This is a genomic window from Ensifer sp. WSM1721 (genome assembly GCF_000513895.2).
Taxonomy (GTDB): domain Bacteria; phylum Pseudomonadota; class Alphaproteobacteria; order Rhizobiales; family Rhizobiaceae; genus Sinorhizobium.
The window spans coordinates 1,398,478-1,417,454 of sequence record NZ_CP165782.1; the positions used below are offsets into that span (position 1 = coordinate 1,398,478).

20 protein-coding genes and 1 tRNA gene are annotated in these 18,977 nt (G+C 60.5%); 14 read left to right on the forward strand and 7 right to left on the reverse strand.

Annotation, left to right across the window (positions count from 1 at the left end):
- Positions 1-97 precede the first annotated feature (97 nt).
- Complete coding sequence (locus M728_RS06865) at positions 98-505, reverse strand: DUF1236 domain-containing protein (protein WP_026623227.1); 408 nt, start codon at positions 503-505, stop codon at positions 98-100.
- Positions 506-823: 318 nt separating this feature from the next.
- Here M728_RS06865 and M728_RS06870 point away from each other — a divergent pair, with 318 nt between their 5' ends.
- The 3 genes from M728_RS06870 (at position 824) to M728_RS06880 (ending at position 2,991) form a co-directional block, all read left to right on the forward strand.
- Entirely contained in the window at positions 824-1,324 is a 501-nt protein-coding gene (locus tag M728_RS06870; RefSeq protein ID WP_026623226.1) for a metallophosphoesterase family protein, read from the forward strand.
- A gap of 124 nt (positions 1,325-1,448) precedes the next feature.
- Positions 1,449-1,748, forward strand: a complete 300-nt coding sequence (locus M728_RS06875) for a hypothetical protein (RefSeq protein ID WP_084044700.1) — start codon at positions 1,449-1,451, stop codon at positions 1,746-1,748.
- A 130-nt stretch (positions 1,749-1,878) separates the two neighbouring features.
- Complete coding sequence (locus tag M728_RS06880; protein ID WP_026623225.1) at positions 1,879-2,991, forward strand: protein-glutamine glutaminase family protein; 1,113 nt, start codon at positions 1,879-1,881, stop codon at positions 2,989-2,991.
- Positions 2,992-3,036: 45 nt separating this feature from the next.
- Here M728_RS06880 and M728_RS06885 read toward each other — a convergent pair whose 3' ends face one another.
- Positions 3,037-4,023, reverse strand: coding sequence for a sterol desaturase family protein (locus M728_RS06885; RefSeq protein ID WP_245269844.1), 987 nt, complete (start codon positions 4,021-4,023; stop codon positions 3,037-3,039).
- On the opposite strand from M728_RS06885, the gene M728_RS06890 reads away from it, so the two are divergent.
- The gene (locus M728_RS06890) at positions 4,022-4,543 is read left to right on the forward strand and encodes a hypothetical protein (RefSeq protein WP_245269843.1); all 522 of its coding nucleotides are present in this window, start codon (positions 4,022-4,024) and stop codon (positions 4,541-4,543) included. The genes M728_RS06885 and M728_RS06890 overlap by 2 nt on opposite strands.
- A gap of 173 nt (positions 4,544-4,716) precedes the next feature.
- On the opposite strand, the gene M728_RS06895 is transcribed toward M728_RS06890, so the two are convergent.
- From M728_RS06895 to M728_RS06910, 4 genes are all read right to left on the reverse strand, one after another.
- Positions 4,717-5,133: a hypothetical protein gene (locus M728_RS06895; protein ID WP_026623224.1), complete on the reverse strand. Its 417-nt coding sequence runs from the start codon at positions 5,131-5,133 to the stop codon at positions 4,717-4,719.
- A gap of 148 nt (positions 5,134-5,281) precedes the next feature.
- Positions 5,282-5,629: a YciI family protein gene (locus M728_RS06900; protein WP_026623223.1), complete on the reverse strand. Its 348-nt coding sequence runs from the start codon at positions 5,627-5,629 to the stop codon at positions 5,282-5,284.
- 75 nt (positions 5,630-5,704) lie between these two features.
- The gene (locus M728_RS06905) at positions 5,705-5,917 is read right to left on the reverse strand and encodes a DUF1127 domain-containing protein (RefSeq protein WP_026623222.1); all 213 of its coding nucleotides are present in this window, start codon (positions 5,915-5,917) and stop codon (positions 5,705-5,707) included.
- Positions 5,918-6,284: 367 nt separating this feature from the next.
- A tRNA-Lys gene (locus M728_RS06910) sits at positions 6,285-6,360 on the reverse strand.
- 259 nt (positions 6,361-6,619) lie between these two features.
- Between M728_RS06910 and M728_RS06915 the strand changes: the two genes are divergently transcribed.
- Both M728_RS06915 and M728_RS06920 read left to right on the forward strand, forming a co-directional pair.
- Positions 6,620-7,363 (forward strand): cytochrome c biogenesis CcdA family protein, encoded by a 744-nt coding sequence (locus M728_RS06915; RefSeq protein ID WP_026623221.1) that lies wholly within the window; start codon positions 6,620-6,622, stop codon positions 7,361-7,363.
- Between the two features lie 42 nt (positions 7,364-7,405).
- On the forward strand, positions 7,406-8,368 hold the full coding sequence (locus M728_RS06920; protein ID WP_026623220.1) for an AEC family transporter: 963 nt from the start codon (positions 7,406-7,408) through the stop codon (positions 8,366-8,368).
- Here M728_RS06920 and M728_RS06925 read toward each other — a convergent pair.
- Complete coding sequence (locus M728_RS06925) at positions 8,336-9,547, reverse strand: UbiH/UbiF family hydroxylase (RefSeq protein WP_026623219.1); 1,212 nt, start codon at positions 9,545-9,547, stop codon at positions 8,336-8,338. The genes M728_RS06920 and M728_RS06925 overlap by 33 nt on opposite strands.
- Positions 9,548-9,822: 275 nt before the next feature.
- On the opposite strand from M728_RS06925, the gene pcsA reads away from it, so the two are divergent.
- From pcsA to M728_RS06965, 8 genes are all read left to right on the forward strand, one after another.
- The gene (gene pcsA / locus M728_RS06930) at positions 9,823-10,548 is read left to right on the forward strand and encodes a phosphatidylcholine synthase (protein WP_026623218.1); all 726 of its coding nucleotides are present in this window, start codon (positions 9,823-9,825) and stop codon (positions 10,546-10,548) included.
- A gap of 67 nt (positions 10,549-10,615) precedes the next feature.
- Positions 10,616-11,593, forward strand: coding sequence for a quinone oxidoreductase (locus M728_RS06935; protein WP_026623217.1), 978 nt, complete (start codon positions 10,616-10,618; stop codon positions 11,591-11,593).
- 47 nt (positions 11,594-11,640) lie between these two features.
- Positions 11,641-13,215 (forward strand): ABC transporter ATP-binding protein, encoded by a 1,575-nt coding sequence (locus tag M728_RS06940; protein ID WP_026623216.1) that lies wholly within the window; start codon positions 11,641-11,643, stop codon positions 13,213-13,215.
- Entirely contained in the window at positions 13,205-14,299 is a 1,095-nt protein-coding gene (locus M728_RS06945; protein ID WP_026623215.1) for an ABC transporter permease, read from the forward strand. The genes M728_RS06940 and M728_RS06945 overlap by 11 nt, the downstream gene beginning before the upstream one ends.
- Positions 14,299-15,219: an ABC transporter permease gene (locus M728_RS06950; RefSeq protein WP_026623214.1), complete on the forward strand. Its 921-nt coding sequence runs from the start codon at positions 14,299-14,301 to the stop codon at positions 15,217-15,219. The genes M728_RS06945 and M728_RS06950 overlap by 1 nt, the downstream gene beginning before the upstream one ends.
- Positions 15,220-15,265: 46 nt before the next feature.
- Positions 15,266-16,336 carry a BMP family ABC transporter substrate-binding protein gene (locus tag M728_RS06955; protein ID WP_026623213.1) on the forward strand — a complete coding sequence of 357 codons (1,071 nt, stop codon included), beginning with the start codon at positions 15,266-15,268 and terminating at the stop codon, positions 16,334-16,336.
- 368 nt (positions 16,337-16,704) lie between these two features.
- Positions 16,705-17,457, forward strand: a complete 753-nt coding sequence (locus tag M728_RS06960; RefSeq protein ID WP_026614174.1) for a FadR/GntR family transcriptional regulator — start codon at positions 16,705-16,707, stop codon at positions 17,455-17,457.
- A gap of 141 nt (positions 17,458-17,598) precedes the next feature.
- Positions 17,599-18,891, forward strand: coding sequence for a hemolysin family protein (locus tag M728_RS06965; protein ID WP_026623212.1), 1,293 nt, complete (start codon positions 17,599-17,601; stop codon positions 18,889-18,891).
- Positions 18,892-18,977: the final 86 nt, after the last annotated feature.

The window sequence follows — 18,977 nt, forward strand, 5'->3', positions numbered from 1 at the left end:
ATGTGTATGCGCCACACCCCTTAGCCTTGCTGCGGCGGACCTCCGTTTCCGGAGCGAGAGAATAGGGGCTCCCTCCAAAGGGGAGCCCGCGAGGACCCTACTGCACGACCTGTACGACCGTGTAGGTCTTCGGATCGACGATCACGCGCTGGTGATTAACCACGGCATATGCATAGGCCGGATTCTCCGGGATCGGCGTCAAGACGATCTCGCGCGGCAACGGTCGACCGACTGCGATTGGCTGCTGGATGGTCACGGTGTCCGTCGGAACCGGCTGCTGCCGCACATATGTAACCACCTGCTGCGGCGGGGGCGCGATAACGGCACCGGCCACCAGACCAACAGCGCCACCTACGGCAGCTCCAACGGGCCCACCGATAATTGCGCCAGTAACAGCTCCGCCTGCGGCGCCAGTGACCGCAGCTCTGTTGGTGTCGTTCGCAATAGCGGGCGCGGCAAACATGCCTGTCGCGATCGCGGAAACAAGAAGAATCTTGGAATTCATTTGTCCTACTCCCTTTCTGTACAGGGAAACAACGACGCCTTGCCTCTATTTGTTCCTTGGAGTTACTGTTCTATGCGAGTGAATGTTTGGTAATAAAGATATACGACCTGAAATAATCTGTGAACCGGTTCGGTGGCCGCCATGTCGTCATTGCTGCGCCGTCAGCGCCCTTAGGGCACCTGGTGAACTTCCGCAGCCGTCTCGATATGTTCAACGCCTGGCTCGATCCCTTCGATTATCTTCCGAGTCTCCCGCAATTGCGGCGGGCTGTCATAACCTCTCTCTGGATTAGGCTCAGGACCGGCAGCGATCAGCAAGATGATTTATTTTACAAGCGACACGCATTTTGGCGACCCGCGGGTGCTTCGCATCGATCGCCGGCCTTTCTCCAATATGGCCGAACACGATGCCGCCCTGATCTCCAACTGGAACGAAACGGTGTCGCCGGAAGACGATGTTTGGCATCTGGGCGATTTCGCCTCGAAGAGAATAGGTTCCGCGGAGGATCTGCTCTCGCGGCTAAACGGCAGGAAGCATCTGATCGTGGGCAACAACGACCCGGTCGATACGGTCAACGCGAGCGGCTGGCAAAGCACCCAGCACTACGCGGAACTGACAGTCGACGGGCAATTGCTCATCCTCTGTCATTATCCGTTCCGCACCTGGAACCAGATGGGCAAGAAGTCGATCAATCTGCACGGCCACTCCCATGGCAGATTGAAGCCGCTGCCGCGGCAGTTCGACGTCGGCGTCGATGCCAGAGACCTTCGGCCGGTCACATTGGCTGATCTTCTTCCGAAGATGCGTTTGAGGTCATAGCTTCTGCTATGCCGATCAAGGCACGCAGGATGATAGAGAACGCGGCCCGCGATGGGGCGCGCAGCTGTTCATCGGCAGTTCAGATTCAATGGCTTAGTCTGATAGGAGTGAGGAGGATTCCACAATGAATAAGCTCTTCTTCGCCCTTCCAGCCGTAGTGTTGGCTGCGTCTTTCGCCTTACCGCTAAACGCGGCGCCGATCTTTGTGCCTAAGCCGGAGCATGCGCAGGCTGGCGCTGTCGAAGAGGTCAGGCACTGGCGCCATCGCCATTGGCGCGCGGATCGTCACTGGAACAGACGGTACGCACGGCGTTCCTGCCATTATTACGGTCGCTGCTATCCTCGCCATTACGGGTACTACGGCTACCGTGACTATTACCGCTATCATCGGCGGCCAGGGGTCACCATCTATTTTAACTTCTGAGCCGGTTGGCGTGAACTTCACCGGGTGGCGCCGCCTAGTCCGCCGCTGGCGGTGAAATCCTTGCGTGTGTTGACGCAAGGACAGGCGCGCATCGCTCTGATATTCTGGCGCATCTATCGGGAGGTGCGCCATGCCAAATCCCAATGCGATAGTTTCCACCCGCATTGATTTCGATCCGCCGCTCGACCGGCCCGCTGAAGAGCTGCTGCGCGCGGGGCTTTGGGTCGAACTCGAAGGCGGGCGCCGCGCCCGGCTTGACCCGAGCGATCCCCGATCGAGCGGCTTTGTGCAGGTGCTTGACGGGCTCTCCAGGCTCAAGGCGCCGGTCTATCTGGAGATTGATCCTAACACCGCGGCGATCACACGGCTGCTGATCCCGCACGTGACGCGCCCGATGAGCATGCGTCCGAGCGACCAGGGCTATGAGACCATGCTCGAGAGGTCGCACGCACGCCATGTCCTGAGGCGCGACAATCCCGATTTCGCGACGCTCGAGCCGTTGCTGCGAACCGCGCTCGACACGGGGCAGTTGCTCATCATCACTGAGGATGATGCGCACAACATCATCGACGTTCGTGGTTACACGCCCGGCCCCGATGAGGCGCCGCTGCCGCCGTGGCCCAAACCCGATCTGCAGCCTTTCGAATGGCCGTGGTGGAAGCGTCTGCTCGACTGGATCTGGCGCTGGCCGATCTGGCCCTGGTGGTGGTTTCGCTGCGTTTCGAAAGCGACTGCCCGGCAGATTTTCGATGCGATGAGCGCGACAACTTGCCCGCCGCTCACCGTTCCAGTCCCCTGCATCCCTTTTCTCTATCCTGATGACGGCTGCTGGGCCCGCGCGCACGAAATGTGCCGGCTGATGATCAACATGGGCCGCAAGCCGCGCAAGGTGTGGATACAGGGTAGCTTGCACGTCGCCACCAAGAACCATCCCAACTGCTTCGTGAACTGGGGCTGGCATGTCGCGCCGACACTGTGCGTGCGCCGGGGCTGGTTCTGGACGCAGCAGATGGTGATCGATCCCTCGCTCTTTTCCACGCCCGTGCCGCAGGCGACGTGGAAGGGTGTTCAGGGCGACCCCAATGCCACGCTGACCCCGAGCGACGCCTCGATCTTCCATCTCTGGAGCAACGAGACCGACCCCACCTATGTCAAAACCAACCAGGTGCTCGCTTTCTACCGTCTCCAGCTCCAGAGTCGCGCGATCCAGCACGGCCCGCCGCCCTATGCGCATTGCCCGTAGCGGAGCCATGACTCAGAAGGTGTGGATATCGTCTTGTCGATGCCGCTAAGAGTTGCAGCGGTCAACGGCTTGCCGCTGACTGTCTCCGCCATTTTTCTCACGCTGAGACGTGTTGAGGACCTTGTTGCGAACAAGAACGTCGGGTTGAGGTATGGTTGGTCGCTCTTCGGAGGCGCAACCTTCTTTCTCCGGGCGATGGTCGGCGCCCTGACGCAGATCGCCGTCAATGGTCTGACTGAATTTGAGCGGCGGTCCCTCCTCTTCGAACTTCTTCACGCGCTGGTCGTAGTTTGGCGAAATCGTGCCCAGCACGCGATCCCAGAACGAGAAGTAGTTGCCGTAGTTGTATCGAAATCCCGAATGATGCTGATCGTGGAAAGTCGTGCACAGCAAGGGGGACGGATAACGCGCCGTCGATGAGGCGAAATACTCAAACCCACAATGTCCGAACATGCCGTTGAAATGTTCGAACAACCTTTGTCCAATGAGAATCGCCGGCGGAAACGGCACAACAAAAACGATTGCGGCTGAGAAACCCTGCAGTAGAAAATTGTCGAGAACATCCTCCGAATAGGTGCTCCAGATCGTTGGTGCGACACTCTTATGATGAAGTGCGTGCAGCGGGTAGAGCCACTGCGTGTGCAGCAGCCGGTGCATGAAATAGAACCAGGTATCATAGAGAAACATGCAGAGGACAAAGAGCGGTACCGCCGCCCACCAATTGAAGGCCCAGGGCGCCAGCGCCCAACCTTTTTGCTGGGCGTAGAGGCCGATCGTCAGAGGCAGGCAAGCGCTGAACATCGAAGCCAGGCTCTGGCGGATTTCCGCATTCCGACGCTTGTCGGAACCGCGCCCCTTCTGAATCTTTCGCTCAGGATTGCGGTCGTTGACCCAGGTGAGACCATAACCAAGGGCGAAATAGGTAACGACTGTCGTTGCGTAGAATCCGAACAGAAACAGAAGATAGAACAGTTCGTCCGACATCGGCACCTGCAACCCCTGAGCTAAAAACGCGCGGCCGAAACATGCCATGCCGTTTTCGCAATTCAAAGTGGAAATGCGCGCATCGGCGAGGCAGCTTGGGAGCCCCGGCGGTCAGGCGTGGCTTGCGGGCGAGCATACGCCCAAGCCTTCGCGCCTGATCGACCGCCCTTTTGTGATTCTGTTCAACTTCGTTGAGGTAAAAATGCTGCATCATGTGGAAATCTATGTTTCAAACCTCGATGCTTCGCATGCGTTCTGGGCAAACATCCTCGCCAAGATCGGTTACGAAGAAACAGGCCGTTGGGACGACGGATTTACGCTCAGCGACGGTGTGGATGCGTACCTAACCTTTGTGCAGGTTGCCGAGAAGTATAAATCACACCCATATCATCGATGCGGCGTCGGTCTTAACCATCTCGCCTTCAAAGTCAAAAGCAGGGATGCCGTCGATACATTAAGGCAATATTGCATTGAGAATAATGTTCGCAATCTATACGACGAGAGATATCCTTTTGCGACGGAGGAAAGGATTGTTACGCTTTATTCGTTGAAGATCCGGATCGAATAAAGGTTGAATTCGTCGTAGCCGATTGAAGATAATAGTTCGAAACTCCGTTATGCGAGGCTGATCACAGGGATTCTATGTTTCCTCGTTGTTTTTGCCCTCTCTGCTCCGATTTGTACGCCGGGAAAGACCGGCGCACCGCGAAGAAAATCGGTGGGACACTGACCGTATATTCATCAGCGGAAACTAGAGCCGTCCCAACGTAAGAGATGCTCCGCGCCGCCGTGGCCGTGCCAGCGGATGGAAGGTATTTTGGAACCGTCCACGCTTACCATCGTGCCGAGCATTTCCTTTGCGAGTTCGAGCAGCGCCCCCCGCCGGACATAGACATTGAAGGCACAGACCTGCGCGCCGCAAAAGCTGCTTCGCCCGCCGCCCGCGCAGCTTATGCCTTCGTGGCTGATGATCAGATCGTCCTTCCCATCGCCTGTGAGGTCCTGCTCGATAACCGCGGCGGGATCGATCTGTCCGCCCGCCCCGCCGCAAGCTTCGGCAATCTGCTCGGCAACGAGGTATTCCGTAGCTTTGGACCGCGCAACGGCAGGGGCGCAGAGTGAGGCGAAGATAACAGCCAGAATTGCGGCGCGTTGCATGGTGATCCCCCTCGGTCGCGACGATGACAATTAACCTTGGGGCAATTCCGCGGAGGCGGCAAGAAATCACGCGCCCCGCCGAAGGGGGTGAAACTTGCCAAGCCAGGAAGCCTGGGGCCGGTGCCGGCCTTACGCGGATACTTCAAATCTAAAAGCCGGCGGTCTCGCGCACCTCGATTGCCCCCATCCGAGCGAGCGAGTCCCGCTCCGCGATCTCCATTGCCTCCGCAAGATTCCTGGCTTCGATGAGCAGGAAGCCACCCAGATGCTCCTTGGTCTCCGCGAAGGGACCATCGGTCCAACTCGCCTTGCCGGCGCGAACGCGCAATGTCTTTGCGGTCTTTGGATCGGCAAGAGCGTTGGAGGCGAGATAGTGGCCTGATCGTTTGAGTTCTTCATTGGAAGCCAGGGACTCCCGGTCGATCTCGGCCCATTCCTCCTTGCTGGCGGCATCAGCAAGGATTTGATCGATGTAGAAGAGACAAAGGTAGCGCATCAGGTTCTCCATGGTGCTGTCGATGTTAGTCGCAGTTGGAGACCGCGATTCGACAAAAAATCCTGGCCGTTCTGCTTATAGTGCCTCTTGTTCGCTTCGCTTTGCTTGCTCGCCATTCTCCAAGCCGATGTCACGGAGCAGGCGAGAGTCAAACCGCGAGAGTTCGCTCAAGCTTCGGCGGTACCTTCTCTGATGCTTCAGCAGCATCCACACGGCTTGCAAGGTGCGCACGACAATGAGGTGCGGCGACTGTAGTTCGACTTGTTTGGAATGCTCAATGGCAGCCATACTTGTCTCTCCTTTGACCGGCTCACGGCGCTCCGTCTTAATCGAACGGGATCGGCCGAAATCGACACGCCGGTTTCAGGAGCTTGAAGATACTTTCCCACAACAGCATTGCGTCCCCAACGCAGTGGTGCCCTCCACGGCCGGGATCGTGCGCGAATTGGTGTGGCCGGGCGGATGAGAGCGGCTGAAGTACGGGTTGGGGACCTCGGTGGCGCGGAGCTTGATTTTCGACGGCGCGGATATGGGGAAAGATGCCGTGACCTGGGCAGAGCGAATACCCAGTATGCGCAAAGAAACACGCAAAAATTTCGATGCACCAACGAAACCGTTTCGATTACGTTTCCGTACTACACTGAATTGATATTTTTGGTGAGCGCGCAGGGATTCGAACCCTGGACCTACTGATTAAAAGTCAGTTGCTCTACCGACTGAGCTACGCGCTCCCATGCCGTGGCTTGCGAGCCCGGCGGAAGTGGCCGGACATATGCACGCGCGCTTCGCCTCGGTCAACCCAAAAATTACGACTAAACCCATCATTATAGGTTCGGTCGAGGCGCGGCGCTCCATTCTCTTCGGCGGGCGTTGCCAAGGTCGATTTTGCTGCCCGTGCGATGCGGCAAAATGCTCGCCAAAAGGTGATTGGTTTCAATGTATACATGTGGGTAAAGAAGGCGGCAAGCCGAGCGCCGGAGTTCTAAGACCTTGTCGATCGCCGATATTTCCATCTGGACCGCCATTGTCGCGGGCGCTCTGTCATTCCTGTCGCCCTGCGTCTTGCCTCTCGTTCCACCTTATCTCTGCTATATGGCCGGCGTTTCCGTCGATCAGTTTCGTGGTGGGGATGCAGCGGCAGTCGCCAGCACGCGCAGGGCCGTCCTGCCGTCGGCGCTGTTCTTCACGCTCGGCTTTGCGACCGTGTTCGTTGCTCTAGGGGCGGGGGCTTCGTCGATCGGCCTCTTGATGAGGCAGCACATCGATCTCTTGTCGCGGATCGGCGGCATCATCATCATCGTCATGGGGCTGCATTTCCTCGGCGTCTTCCGCATCGGCCTGCTCGCCCGCGAGGCGCGCTTTCACGGCGGCAAGCCGGCGACGCTATCGGGCGCCTATATAATGGGGCTTGCCTTCGCCTTCGGCTGGACGCCCTGCATCGGCCCCGTGCTCGGCACCATCCTCGGTGTCGCCGCCGCCCGCGATACGGTCGCCGACGGCGCCCTGCTGCTTGCGATCTATTCGCTCGGTCTCGCCGTTCCGTTCTGGATCGCGGCCGGCTTTTCCGGCGCTTTCATGCGCTTCCTTTCGCGCTTCCGCCACCATCTCGGTCTCGTCGAGAAGCTGATGGGCGGCTTGCTCGTCGCGGCAGGCCTTGCCTTCCTCTTCGGCTTCATCAGCTCGGTCGCGATCTGGTTCCAGCAGACCTTCCCTGTCCTGTCGCAAATCGGCTAAGCACGCTTCCTGCATGTATGTCGCCGGGCCAGGGGGAACGTGATGGCGGAAATCGCAGGGTTGGTGCTGCCGTTCTTCGGTCTGATCTTTCTCGGCTACATGACCGCGCGTATCGTAGACCATCCCGGCGAAGCAATGGGGTGGATGAACACCTTCATCGTCTATCTCGCGCTGCCGGCACTCTTCTTCAAGCTGGTCTCGCGCACGCCGATCGACGAGCTCACACGCGCGGATTTCATTCTCACCAGCGTCGGCACCACCTATGTCGTCTTTGCGCTGATCTTCGCGGTCGGCCTCTTCCTGCGCCGCAGCACGATTGCCGAGGCGACGATCCAGGGCTTCGCCGGCGCCTACGGCAATATCGGCTATATGGGACCGGGTCTCGCGCTGCTTGCATTCGGAGAGAAAGCCGCTGTTCCCGTGGCGCTGATCTTCTGCTTCGAGAATGCGGCGCATTTCACGGTTGCGCCCGCTATGATGGCGATCGGCGGTGGCGGCAAGCGGAAGCTTGCGGCCCTTTTGCTCGGCATTGCCCGCCGTATCGCGCTTCACCCCTTCATCCTGTCGACATTTGCGGGTGTCGCCGCGGCCTTCCTGGCGTTTGAGCCACCGGCGCCGGTGCAGCGCCTGATCGATTACCTGGCGCAGGCGGCCGCTCCCTGCGCGCTGTTTGCCATGGGCGTCACACTCGCGCTGAGGCCGCTCAAGCGGATACCAGCCGAGATCGGCTATACCGTTCCGGCGAAGCTCATCCTGCATCCGGTGCTGATGTATCTGGCGCTGAGCCTCGGCGGCACTTACGATCCGATCTGGATGCAGACGGCCGTGCTGCTTGCCGCGCTGCCGACGGCGACGAATGTTTTCGTCATCGGCCACCAATACGGGGTCTGGCAGGAACGCGCATCCGCAACGATCCTGATCACGACGCTGCTTTCCGTGGCAACGGTCACGGGTCTTCTCTACCTCGTGCGGTCAGGCGCGCTTCCGGCTGATCTGTTCCCGTAGGCTCTCCTTGATGGACTGCAGAGCACTGCCCGGATGGATGCCTTCGCGCATCAGCAGGCCGCGCAGGGGACCCGCGGAAGAAAGAAGTTGCAGTCCGACGGCCCGCAAGGCCTGAACCGGCAGGAAACTGGAGAGCAGCGACCGATTGAGCAGATCCACGCTCGCTGTCCGGCTGACGATATCGATGCGCCGCCGGCCGTCGAATCGGTCGCCTGTGTCCGCCGGCAGGCGGCCGCCGGTGGTCGGACCGACGAGTTCGACGACGGTCATGACGTCGCGAAGACTGAGGTTGAGCCCCTGGGCACCGATCGGCGGGAAGGCGTGGGCGGCCTCGCCGACCAGCATCACGCGGCCCTTGCCGAAGCGGCGGGCCGTATGGCCCGAGAGCGGAAAGGATTGCGGGATGCCTTCGGCGACTACCTTGCCGAGAATCGATTGCATTCGGTCCTCGATGGTGCGCGACAATACCTCGGGCGCGAGCCTGAGCGTCTCTTCCGCATCGCGCGGCTTCTGCACCCAGACGAGGCTCGAGCGGTTGCCGGGAAGGGGAACCTGCGTGAACGGTCCGCTTTCCGTATGAAATTCCGTCGACACCTCCTGGTGCGGCAGCTCATGGGCGAAGTTCAATACGACCGCCGTCTGCGGATAGGACCAGGTGAAGGTGTCTATCTCCGCCGCTTCCCTGACGGCCGAGCGCCGACCGTCGGCGCCGATGACCAGATCTGCGCTGATTACTCGCCCATCACCAAGGCCGACACGCGCTTCGAGCTCGCCGAAATCGAAGGTCGTCGCTGCCACCGGAATGCGGTCGAGCGTCGGCAGGCTCGCCTCGTGTTTTTCCAGAATTTCAAGGAAGGGCGCGTTCGGAATGTTATAGCCGAAGGCTTCGAGACCGACTTCCGGGGCGCGGAAGTTGACGGGCGGTGCCCGCAAGAGGCGCTTGGTTCCGTCGATGATGTGAATGGCGACGAGCGGCGCTGTCAGTGGCGCGACCTCGTCCCAAAGGCCGAGTTTCTTGAGGTACTCGATCGACTGGTCCATGAGCGCGGTGGTGCGGCCGTCGGCGATGGCCGGTCTAGGCCCCACGAGAGCGACGCGGTGGCCCTCCCGGGCCAATGCGATCGCGGCCAGCGAGCCCGCAAGTCCCGCACCGATTATGACGATGTCGTAATGATCCATGGCCGACAGGACCTCCCGGCGGTGGCCCGCCTTTTCTCTTGATCTCTTGTTGTTGTTCTACCCGCTTAGCCTATTGAAATAAATGGGCTCAAATCAGCGCGGAGGCGGTCGCCCCATGTCCACAGAACAATACCGCCCAATGGGCCAAATGGTCGGATTTTGCTGGCGATGCTCCGCAAACGGTGCATATTACCGCCAAAGTGGCGCCGATTGCCGACAGCAGCGGTGACCGGTGGCACAAGGGACCGGACAAAGGGGACGGGCGGCGCTCGCACATGAAGTTCTTCAACTATAGACGCGTTCCTTACGCCGAAATCCGCGCCTTTTCCGTGCATATCCTCACTGCATCCGGCTCGTTCCTGGCGTTCCTCGGAGTCGTCGCGGCGGCCGAGCACCGTTTCATCGATATGTTCTGGTGGCTCGGGTTGGCGCTGCTGGTCGACGGCATCGATGGTCCGATTGCGCGCAAGGTGCAGGTCAAGGAAGTCTTGCCGAACTGGTCGGGCGACACGCTCGACAACGTCATCGACTACGTCACCTATGTGCTCCTGCCGGCCTTCGCGCTCTACCAAAGCGGCATGATCGGCGAGCCCTGGTCATTCGTCGCAGCCGGAGCGATCGTCGTATCGAGCGCTATCTACTATGCCGATATGGGCATGAAAACGGACGAGTATTTCTTCTCCGGATTTCCGGTCGTCTGGAACATGATCGTCTTCACCCTTTTTGTCATCCAGGCGAGCGAAGTGACTGCATCGGTTGTGGTTTTCCTGTCTGTGATGCTCACGTTCCTGCCGATCAATTTCCTGCATCCGGTGCGCGTTAAAAGGCTGAGGCCGCTCAATCTCGGCGTCTTCCTCGCCTGGTCCGTTCTCGGCATGTACGCCTTGCTCCTGCATTTCGAGACGCCGCCATGGGTGGTCATTGGCGTGGTTGCGACCGGGCTCTATCTCTACGTCATCGGTTTCGTCCTGCAGCTTTTTCCCAATCTTGGGCGTGTTTAGAGCGGGACGAAGAAGGGTCCGCGGTTTTCCGCCCGCATTCCATCCAATTGCTTAGAGGAGTTTGGTCATGGCACAGGCGATCGTCGTTCGCGAACTCGGCGGCCCGGAAGTTCTGAAGATGGAAGGCGTGACGTTGGCGCCGCCCGGACCGGGCGAGGTGCAGATCCGGCAGGTGGCGATCGGCCTCAATTTCATCGACGTCTATTTCCGCACCGGCCTCTACAAATCGGCAACCGGCCTGCCGTTCGTTCCGGGCAAGGAAGGGGCGGGCGTCGTGACCGCGGTCGGCGACGGCGTCAACCAGTTTTCGGTCGGCGACCGGGTTGCCTATGCCTCCGCCGACGGCGCCTATGCGAGCGAACGCAACGTCGATGCCGCGCAGCTCGTGAAAGTGCCGGATGGGATCAGTCTGGAGACGGCCGCCGCGATGATGCTGAAGGGCATGACCGCACAATATCTCTTGAACCAGACGTTCAAAGTCGGTCCGGAGACGACGTTGCTCTTCCACGCGGCCGCCGGCGGCGTCGGGCTTATCGCCGGGCAATGGGCAAAGGCGCTTGGCGCCACGGTGATCGGGACGGCGGGATCGCAGGAGAAGATCGATCTGGCGCTCGCCCATGGCTACGACCACGTCATAAACTATCGCAGCGAGAACTTCGTCGCGCGCGTCAAGGAACTGACGGGAGGGCGCGGCGTAGACGTTGTTTACGACTCGGTCGGCCGCGACACCTATCCGGGCTCGCTCGACTGCCTCAAACCACGCGGTCTCTGGGTCAGTTTCGGCAATTCGTCGGGAGCGGTCGAGGCATTCAATATCGGCATCCTGGCCCAGAAGGGGGCGCTTTATGCGACCCGCCCGACGCTGTTCACCTATATCGCGACCCGACCGGCACTGGAGGCGTGCGCAAATTCCCTGTTTGATGTTGTGCAAAGCAACAAAGTGCGTATCAATATCAATCAGACTTATCCGCTCGCCGAAGCCGGCCGGGCGCATACAGATCTCGAAACAAGAAAAACGAGTGGAACGACATTGCTGATTCCCTGACTGAAGCATTGAAGGCCGGCGGAATCAAAGAGGGGAAAGAGGGCAGCGTGCCTGTTAAGGGACAAACTGCGAGCGGTCCGCTGCTGGCCGTGAGCAACCTGACGAAATTGTTCGGCTCGTTCGCAGCCTGCAATGCGATCAATCTGCAGATAGAGCCCGGAGAGATCCACGCGCTGCTTGGCGAAAACGGAGCTGGAAAGTCCACTCTGGTGAAGATGCTGTTCGGCGTGCTTGCGCCGACGGCCGGCGAGATCGCCTGGAACGGCGAGATCGTCCGCATCGCCAGTCCGAGTGACGCGCGCAAGCTCGGCATCGGCATGGTTTTCCAGCATTTCTCCCTGTTCGAGGCGCTGACCGTCGCCGAGAATATCGCGCTTTCCATGGACCGTAACGTCTCGCTCGCCCGCGTCGCCGAGGAGGCTTCGCATCTGTCGCGCGTCTATGGCTTGCCACTGGATCCGAAAGCGCATGTCGCAGATCTTTCGGTCGGCGAACGGCAGCGGATCGAGATCGTGCGAGCGCTTCTGCAGAACCCACAGCTCATCATCCTCGATGAGCCCACTTCGGTGCTGACGCCGCAGGAGGCGGATCGTCTGTTCGAAACGCTGTTCAAGTTGAAGTCGGAAGGGAGATCCGTCCTTTACATCAGCCATCGCCTGGAGGAGGTACAGCGCCTTTGCGACCGGGCAACGGTGCTCAGGCACGGCAGGGTCACGGGGGCCTGCGATCCGCGCGCGGAAACGCCCGCCTCGCTTGCGCGCATGATGGTCGGCAGCGACGTGGCCATCGTCACACCGGAAGGAACAAACACCAGGGGCGACGTGCAGTTGGAGGCGCGCCACCTTTCCGTGTCGGCGCGAACGCCCTTCGCGGTCTCCCTGAAGAACATCTGCCTCAAGGTCAGGGCGGGCGAGGTCCTGGCGATCGCCGGTGTCGCCGGCAACGGTCAGAGCGAGCTTTTCGACGCCCTTTCCGGCGAGTATCCGGTGGCCGACGACAACGCCATCCAGATCCGTCAGAAGCCGGTCGGGACCCGCAACATCAACGCTCGCCGGCTGATGGGAGCGGGCTTCGTGCCGGAAGAGCGGCATGGTCATGCCGCCGTCTCGACGCTCTCGCTGTCCGATAATCTCGTGCTCGCCCGCAATCAGTCGGACCGGCGCGCCTTTCTCGGTGGCGGTTTTCTCAAAATCATCCGGCAAGGTGCGGTCAAGGCCGCAACGAAGCGGATTGCCGAAGCGATGGACGTCCGCAAGAGCGGTGAGGATCCGCCGGCCGGTTCGCTTTCCGGCGGCAACCTGCAGAAGTTCATTGTCGGCCGAGAACTCGACCGCCAGCCGGCCGTGCTTGTCGTCAACCAGCCGACCTGGGGCGTCGATGCTGGGGCGGCGAGCCGCATCCGCCAGGCGTTGGTCGATCTTGCCAAGGCGGGCTCGGCGGTGCTGGTGATCAGCCAGGACCTCGATGAGATCTTCGAAGTGGCGACCGAGATCGCGGTGATCAGCGAGGGGCGTCTTTCCGACCCCTGTCCGGCGCGCGAACTCTCACGTGAGAAGATCGGCCTCTTGATGGGCGGGATGTACGGCAAGACCGAAGGCGCGGGAGCTCCCCATGCGCATTGAACTCGAAAAGCGCCCCAAAATCTCGACGCTGTTCTCCGTGCTTTCGCCGTTCATCGCCTTTGCACTGACCATCGTCTTCGGTGGCATCATGTTCGCGTTGCTCGGCAAGAACCCCGTCACGGCGCTCTACAGCTTCTTCGTCGAACCCTTGAGCGAAGTGTGGTCGCTCCATGAATTGGCGATCAAGGCCGCGCCGCTGATTTTGATCGGCGTCGGTTTATCCGTTTGCTTCCGGTCCAATAACTGGAACATCGGTGCGGAAGGGCAATTCATCATGGGAGCGATCGCCGGCTCGATCCTGCCGGTCGTCTTCTATGACTGGCAGTCGCCGGTGGTGCTGCCGCTGATGATGCTTTTCGGCATGATCGGCGGCGCGCTCTTCGCCGCGGCGCCGGCCTTCCTGAAAGCACATATGAACACCAACGAGATTCTGACGAGCCTGATGCTGGTCTATGTGGCCCAGCTCTTTCTCGACTGGCTCGTGCGCGGCCCATGGCGCAATCCGCAGGGCATGAACTTTCCGGAAACCCGCACCTTCGGCGCCGACGCAATACTCCCGGAGATGATCGCCTCCGGACGCACCCATTGGGGCTTCGCCTTCGCGGTCGTCGCGGCGATCCTCGTCTGGTTCATGATGCGCTACACCTTGAGGGGCTTTGAGATCACCGTGCTTGGCCAATCCGCACGGGCAGGGCGCTTTGCCGGCTTTTCGTCACGCAAGATGATCTGGTTCTCGATGCTGTTCTCGGGCGCGCTCGCCGGGCTTGCCGGTATCGCGGAAGTGAGCGGCGCCATCCAGCAATTGCGGCCGGTGATATCGCCCGGCTACGGCTTCACCGCGATCATCGTCGCTTTCCTTGGCCGCCTCAATCCGCTTGGCATCGTCGCTGCCGGCCTCGTCCTGGCGCTCACCTATCTTGGCGGCGAGGCCGCACAGCTTTCGATCGGCGTGTCGGAGAAGGTCACGCGCGTTTTCCAGGGGCTGCTGCTCTTCTTCGTGCTGTCGTGCGATACGCTCATTCATTACCGTATCCGGCTTTTGTGGGAGCGGTTCGCGGCGATCAAGACGGATGAGGCGCACTGATGGGCATCGTCGAAGCAATTCTCCTGAGCGTCATCACGGCGGCAACGCCGCTCGTCCTCGCGGCCGCCGGCGAGCTCGTCGCCGAGCGGTCGGGCGTGCTCAACCTCGGCGTCGAAGGCATGATGATCATGGGCGCGGTCTCAGCCTTCGCAGCCACGCAAATCACCGGTTCGCCCTATGTCGGCGTGCTCGCCGGCATTGCCGCAGGGGTGCTGTTCGCGCTGCTCTTCGGTTTCCTGACGCTCACGCTGGTCGCCAATCAGGTGGCGACCGGACTGGCGCTGACGCTGCTCGGCCTCGGCGTGTCGGGGATGCTTGGCGAGGGCTTTCTCGGCATGCAGGGCATCAAGCTGCAGCCGATTACGATCCCGCTCCTGTCGCGAATCCCGTTCCTCGGGCCGCTCCTGTTCCGGCAGGACGCGATCTTCTATCTGTCGATCGCGGTCGTCGCGGGCATCCACTTGTTCCTGTTCAGGAGCCGTGCGGGGTTGAAGCTGCGCGCCGTCGGCGACAGTCACGCTTCGGCGCACGCGCTCGGCGTCGACGTCATTCGCACCCGCTACCTTGCCGTTCTGTTCGGTGGTGCCTGTGCCGGCCTCGCGGGAGCGCAGCTCTCGCTGGTCTATACGCCGCAGTGGGTCGAGAACATGTCGGCCGGACGCGGCTGGATCGCGCTAGCACTCGTGGTTTTCGCCTCCTGGCGCCCCTGGCGCGTGGTCGCCGGCGGATACCTCTTCGGTGCGGTCTCGATCAGCCAGCTTCACGCACAGGCCTTCGGGATCGGCATTCCCTCGCAGTTCCTTTCTTCGCTTCCCTATCTCGCGACAATTATCGTACTCATTCTCATATCGCATAACCGGCGCATGACCTTGATCAATACGCCGGCATCGCTCGGCAAGCCGTTTGTGCCGGATCGGTGAAAAACAACAACCAGACGGACATTTCTCAAACCGACAGAGGTCAAAAATGAAAAAACTACTCGTCGCCCTCGCAACCACAGCGGCCGTGCTCGGCGTCGTGTCGGCCGCAGACGCTCAGGAAAAAGCCAAGGTCTGCTTCGTCTATGTCGGCTCGAAGACCGACGGCGGCTGGACCCAAGCCCACGACATCGGCCGCCAGCAAGTCGAAAAGGAACTCGGAGACAAGGTCGAGACGCAGTTTCTCGAAAACGTGCCGGAAGGCCCGGACGCGGAACGTGCGATCGAACGCCTGGCCCGTTCCGGCTGCGGCCTGATTTTCACGACGTCCTTCGGCTTCATGGACGCGACGATCAAGATCGCGCAGAAATTCCCTGACGTAAAATTCGAGCACGCGACCGGCTACAAGACGGCTCCGAACGTCGCGACCTATAACAGCCGCTTCTACGAAGGCCGCTACATCCAGGGGCAGATCGCGGCCAAAATGTCTCAGAAGGGCCTGGCCGGCTACATCGCGTCCTTCCCGATTCCGGAAGTCGTCATGGGCATCAACTCCTTCGTGATCGGCGCCCGATCGGTCAACCCGGATTTCAAGATCAAGGTCGTGTGGGCCAACACCTGGTTCGATCCCGGCAAGGAAGCCGATGCCGCCAAGGCGCTGATCGATCAGGGCGCCGACATCCTGACCCAGCACACCGATACGACCGCGCCGATGCAGGTTGCTGCCGAACGCGGCATCAAGGCCTTCGGCCAGGCCTCCGACATGATCGCCGCTGGCCCGCAGACGCAGCTGACCGCGATTGTCGACACCTGGGGCGCCTATTACGTAAAGCGCACGCAGGCTTTCCTCGACGGGAAATGGGAGTCGACGTCTAGCTGGGATGGCCTGAAGGACGGCATTCTGACCATGGCTCCCTACACCAACATGCCGGACGACGTGAAAGCGATGGCCGAGGCAACCGAGGCCAAAATCAAGTCCGGCGAACTGAAGCCGTTCACCGGACCGCTAAACAAGCAGGACGGCAGCCCGTGGCTGAAGGAAGGCGAGACGGTCGATGACGGCACGCTGCTCGGCATGAACTTCTACGTTGAGGGTGTCGACGACAAGCTGCCGCAATAATCGGTGCGCGTGTGATAACGGCCGCGTCGAAGAGACGCGCGATAGCAGACCCCGTGCCTTGGCGCGGGGTTTTTGCTTCTTTGCGAAGCATCTGCTCGGACGTGCAGATGTCGCCATACGCTCCGGCGCTCTCCTTGCATCGTTTCTGAGTCGACGCCGCTTTGACGCGAATGCTCGCTCAACGAGTGATTGAACGCGTCCTTGCCGTCGCTGATCGCTGCGACACTTCGTGAGACTTTCAGGAATCGCTTATTCGATCTAGTGTTGATTGACTCTGACGCGGGTGCAATGAGTGGACCATGTTTGGCGTTGCAGCCACTGCGCCACATCCGCCGCGAGCGACGGGGCACATTCTTGGGGGAGACGGGGTGAAAAGCCTGTTTGAGACGGTGATATCCGGCACGCCGAAGCGGACAAGCCATGCGCAGGTGGTGGATCAACTCGGAAAGGCGATTGTCTCGGGAGAGTTCCCGGTCGGCAGCATCCTGCCCGGCGACCCTGAACTGGCGCTGCGTTTTCGCGTATCGCGAACCGTCCTGCGCGAAGCGATGAAAACGCTTGCCGCCAAAGGCATGATCGTGCCGCGCGCGCGCATCGGTACCCGCGTCACCCCCAGGAAGGAATGGAACCTCTTCGATAGCGACATTCTGACCTGGCACTTCGCCTGCGGGGTCGATGAGGATTTCCTCCATCATCTGAGCGAAGTGCGGCTTGCTTTCGAGACGCACGCGGCGGCGCTGGCGGCGAGGAATGCGTCAGAGGCGGAAATAGCGACCATGATGCGGCTCGCGGTCGCCATGGGCGATGCGAAGCACACGGCCGAGAGCCTTGCTGTGGCCGACCTGAAATTCCATCTCGCCGTTCTCGATGCATCCGGAAATCCCTTCTTGCGTACGGTCGGGAGCCTGATCGAGGCAGCCCTCGTCGGTGTTTTCAGATTGAGCTCGCCGACGGACGACAAGGGCGGCATAGACGAGGTGGCTCGAAACCATATTCGCATCGTCGAGGAAATCGGCAGGAGGAGCGAGACCGGCGCGCGGCAGGCGATGGAACACGTAATCAAATACGGGCGCGAACGCATCCACCGGGCCTTGTCTGGCAACGAGGGTGGAAAGATGTGACCTTTGGCGCCCCTCCAGCCGCCGATCCGGGAGGACGTGAATTGCAGGGGGGTGATCTTGCCCGGCCTTTCTGCGTAGCCTATCTGGGGAAAGGTCTCTCCTGAAAAGGGGTGACTTCCCGCCAACGGTGAACCGGAGATCATGTCCGAGCTTCTAGTTATATTTCTTCTGCTTCTGATCAACGCTTTCTTCGCGCTATCGGAAATGGCAATTGTCGCGGCAAGCAAGCCGTTGCTGCGGCAGATGGTGAAGCAGGGAAACCGGCGCGCCGATGTCGCGCTGAAGCTCGCTGAGGATCCCGGCAAGTTCCTCTCGACGGTCCAGGTCGGCATTACCCTCGTCGGTATTCTGGCGGGCGCCTATGGTGGCGCAACGATCGCCGCGAAGATAGCGCCAATGCTGAACGAGGTGGCCTGGATCAACCCCTACGGCAACACGGTTGCAGTGGCGCTCGTCGTTACCCTCATCACCTTCCTGTCAGTCGTCGTCGGCGAACTCATCCCAAAACAGCTCGCGCTTCGGAATTCGGAGGCGCTGGCGATGTTCGTCGCTGGCCCGATGACGTTGCTTTCGCGTATCGCGGCGCCGGTCGTCTATCTTTTCGAGACGGCTGCCGCCGTTGCTATGCGGCTCTTCGGCATGAGGCCCGATGACGCCGATCACGTGACGGAGGAAGAAGTCAAGGCAATCATGGCTGAGGGGGTCGAGAGCGGTGCGATCGAAAAAAGCGAACATGAAATGCTGCGTCGCATCATTCGCCTCGGCGACCGCAACGTCAAATCGATCATGACCCATCGAACCGAGGTGAGCTTCATCGACGTCAACGACGGCCAGGACGCGATCGGACGCAAGATTCGGCAGTTCGGCCATTCCCGTTACCCTGTCATCGACGGTCCGACCGGCGAAGTGCTGGGTGCCGTTCTGGTAAAGGAGATACTGAACGCGCCTGCGGGCGGATCCTTCAACCTGCGCAACTATGTCCGGGAAATCCTGACCCTGCCGGAGACGGCTTCATGCCTCAAGGCGCTCGAGGCCTTCAAGTCTTCCAGCATCGACATGGCGATGATCGTCGACGAATACGGGAGCACGGAAGGAATCGTCACCACGGCTGATATCCTCGAGGCGATCGTCGGCGTCATTCCTTCGAACTATGACGATGTCGAGCACGCTCTCATTCGTGCGCGCGACGACGGCAGCTATCTGGTCGACGGACGAACGCCGATCGATGAGATCCACCTCCAGATCGGCATCGAAGGCATCGATTCTGATGGCGATTTCGAAACGATAGCTGGCTTTCTCGTACAGCAGTTGCGCAAGACTCCGGAGGAGGGCGATGCCGCCGAGGCTCACGGCTACCGCTTCGAGGTGATCGATATGGACGGGCGGCGGATCGACAAGATCCTTGTCAGCCGAAGTAGCGAGAACATGTCCTGAAGCAGGCGCGAGCTCACCAAAAAGCAAAAGGCCGGGCGCTACCCGACCTTTCCTCCTCAAACCGCATAGAGCCTGCTAGTCCATCC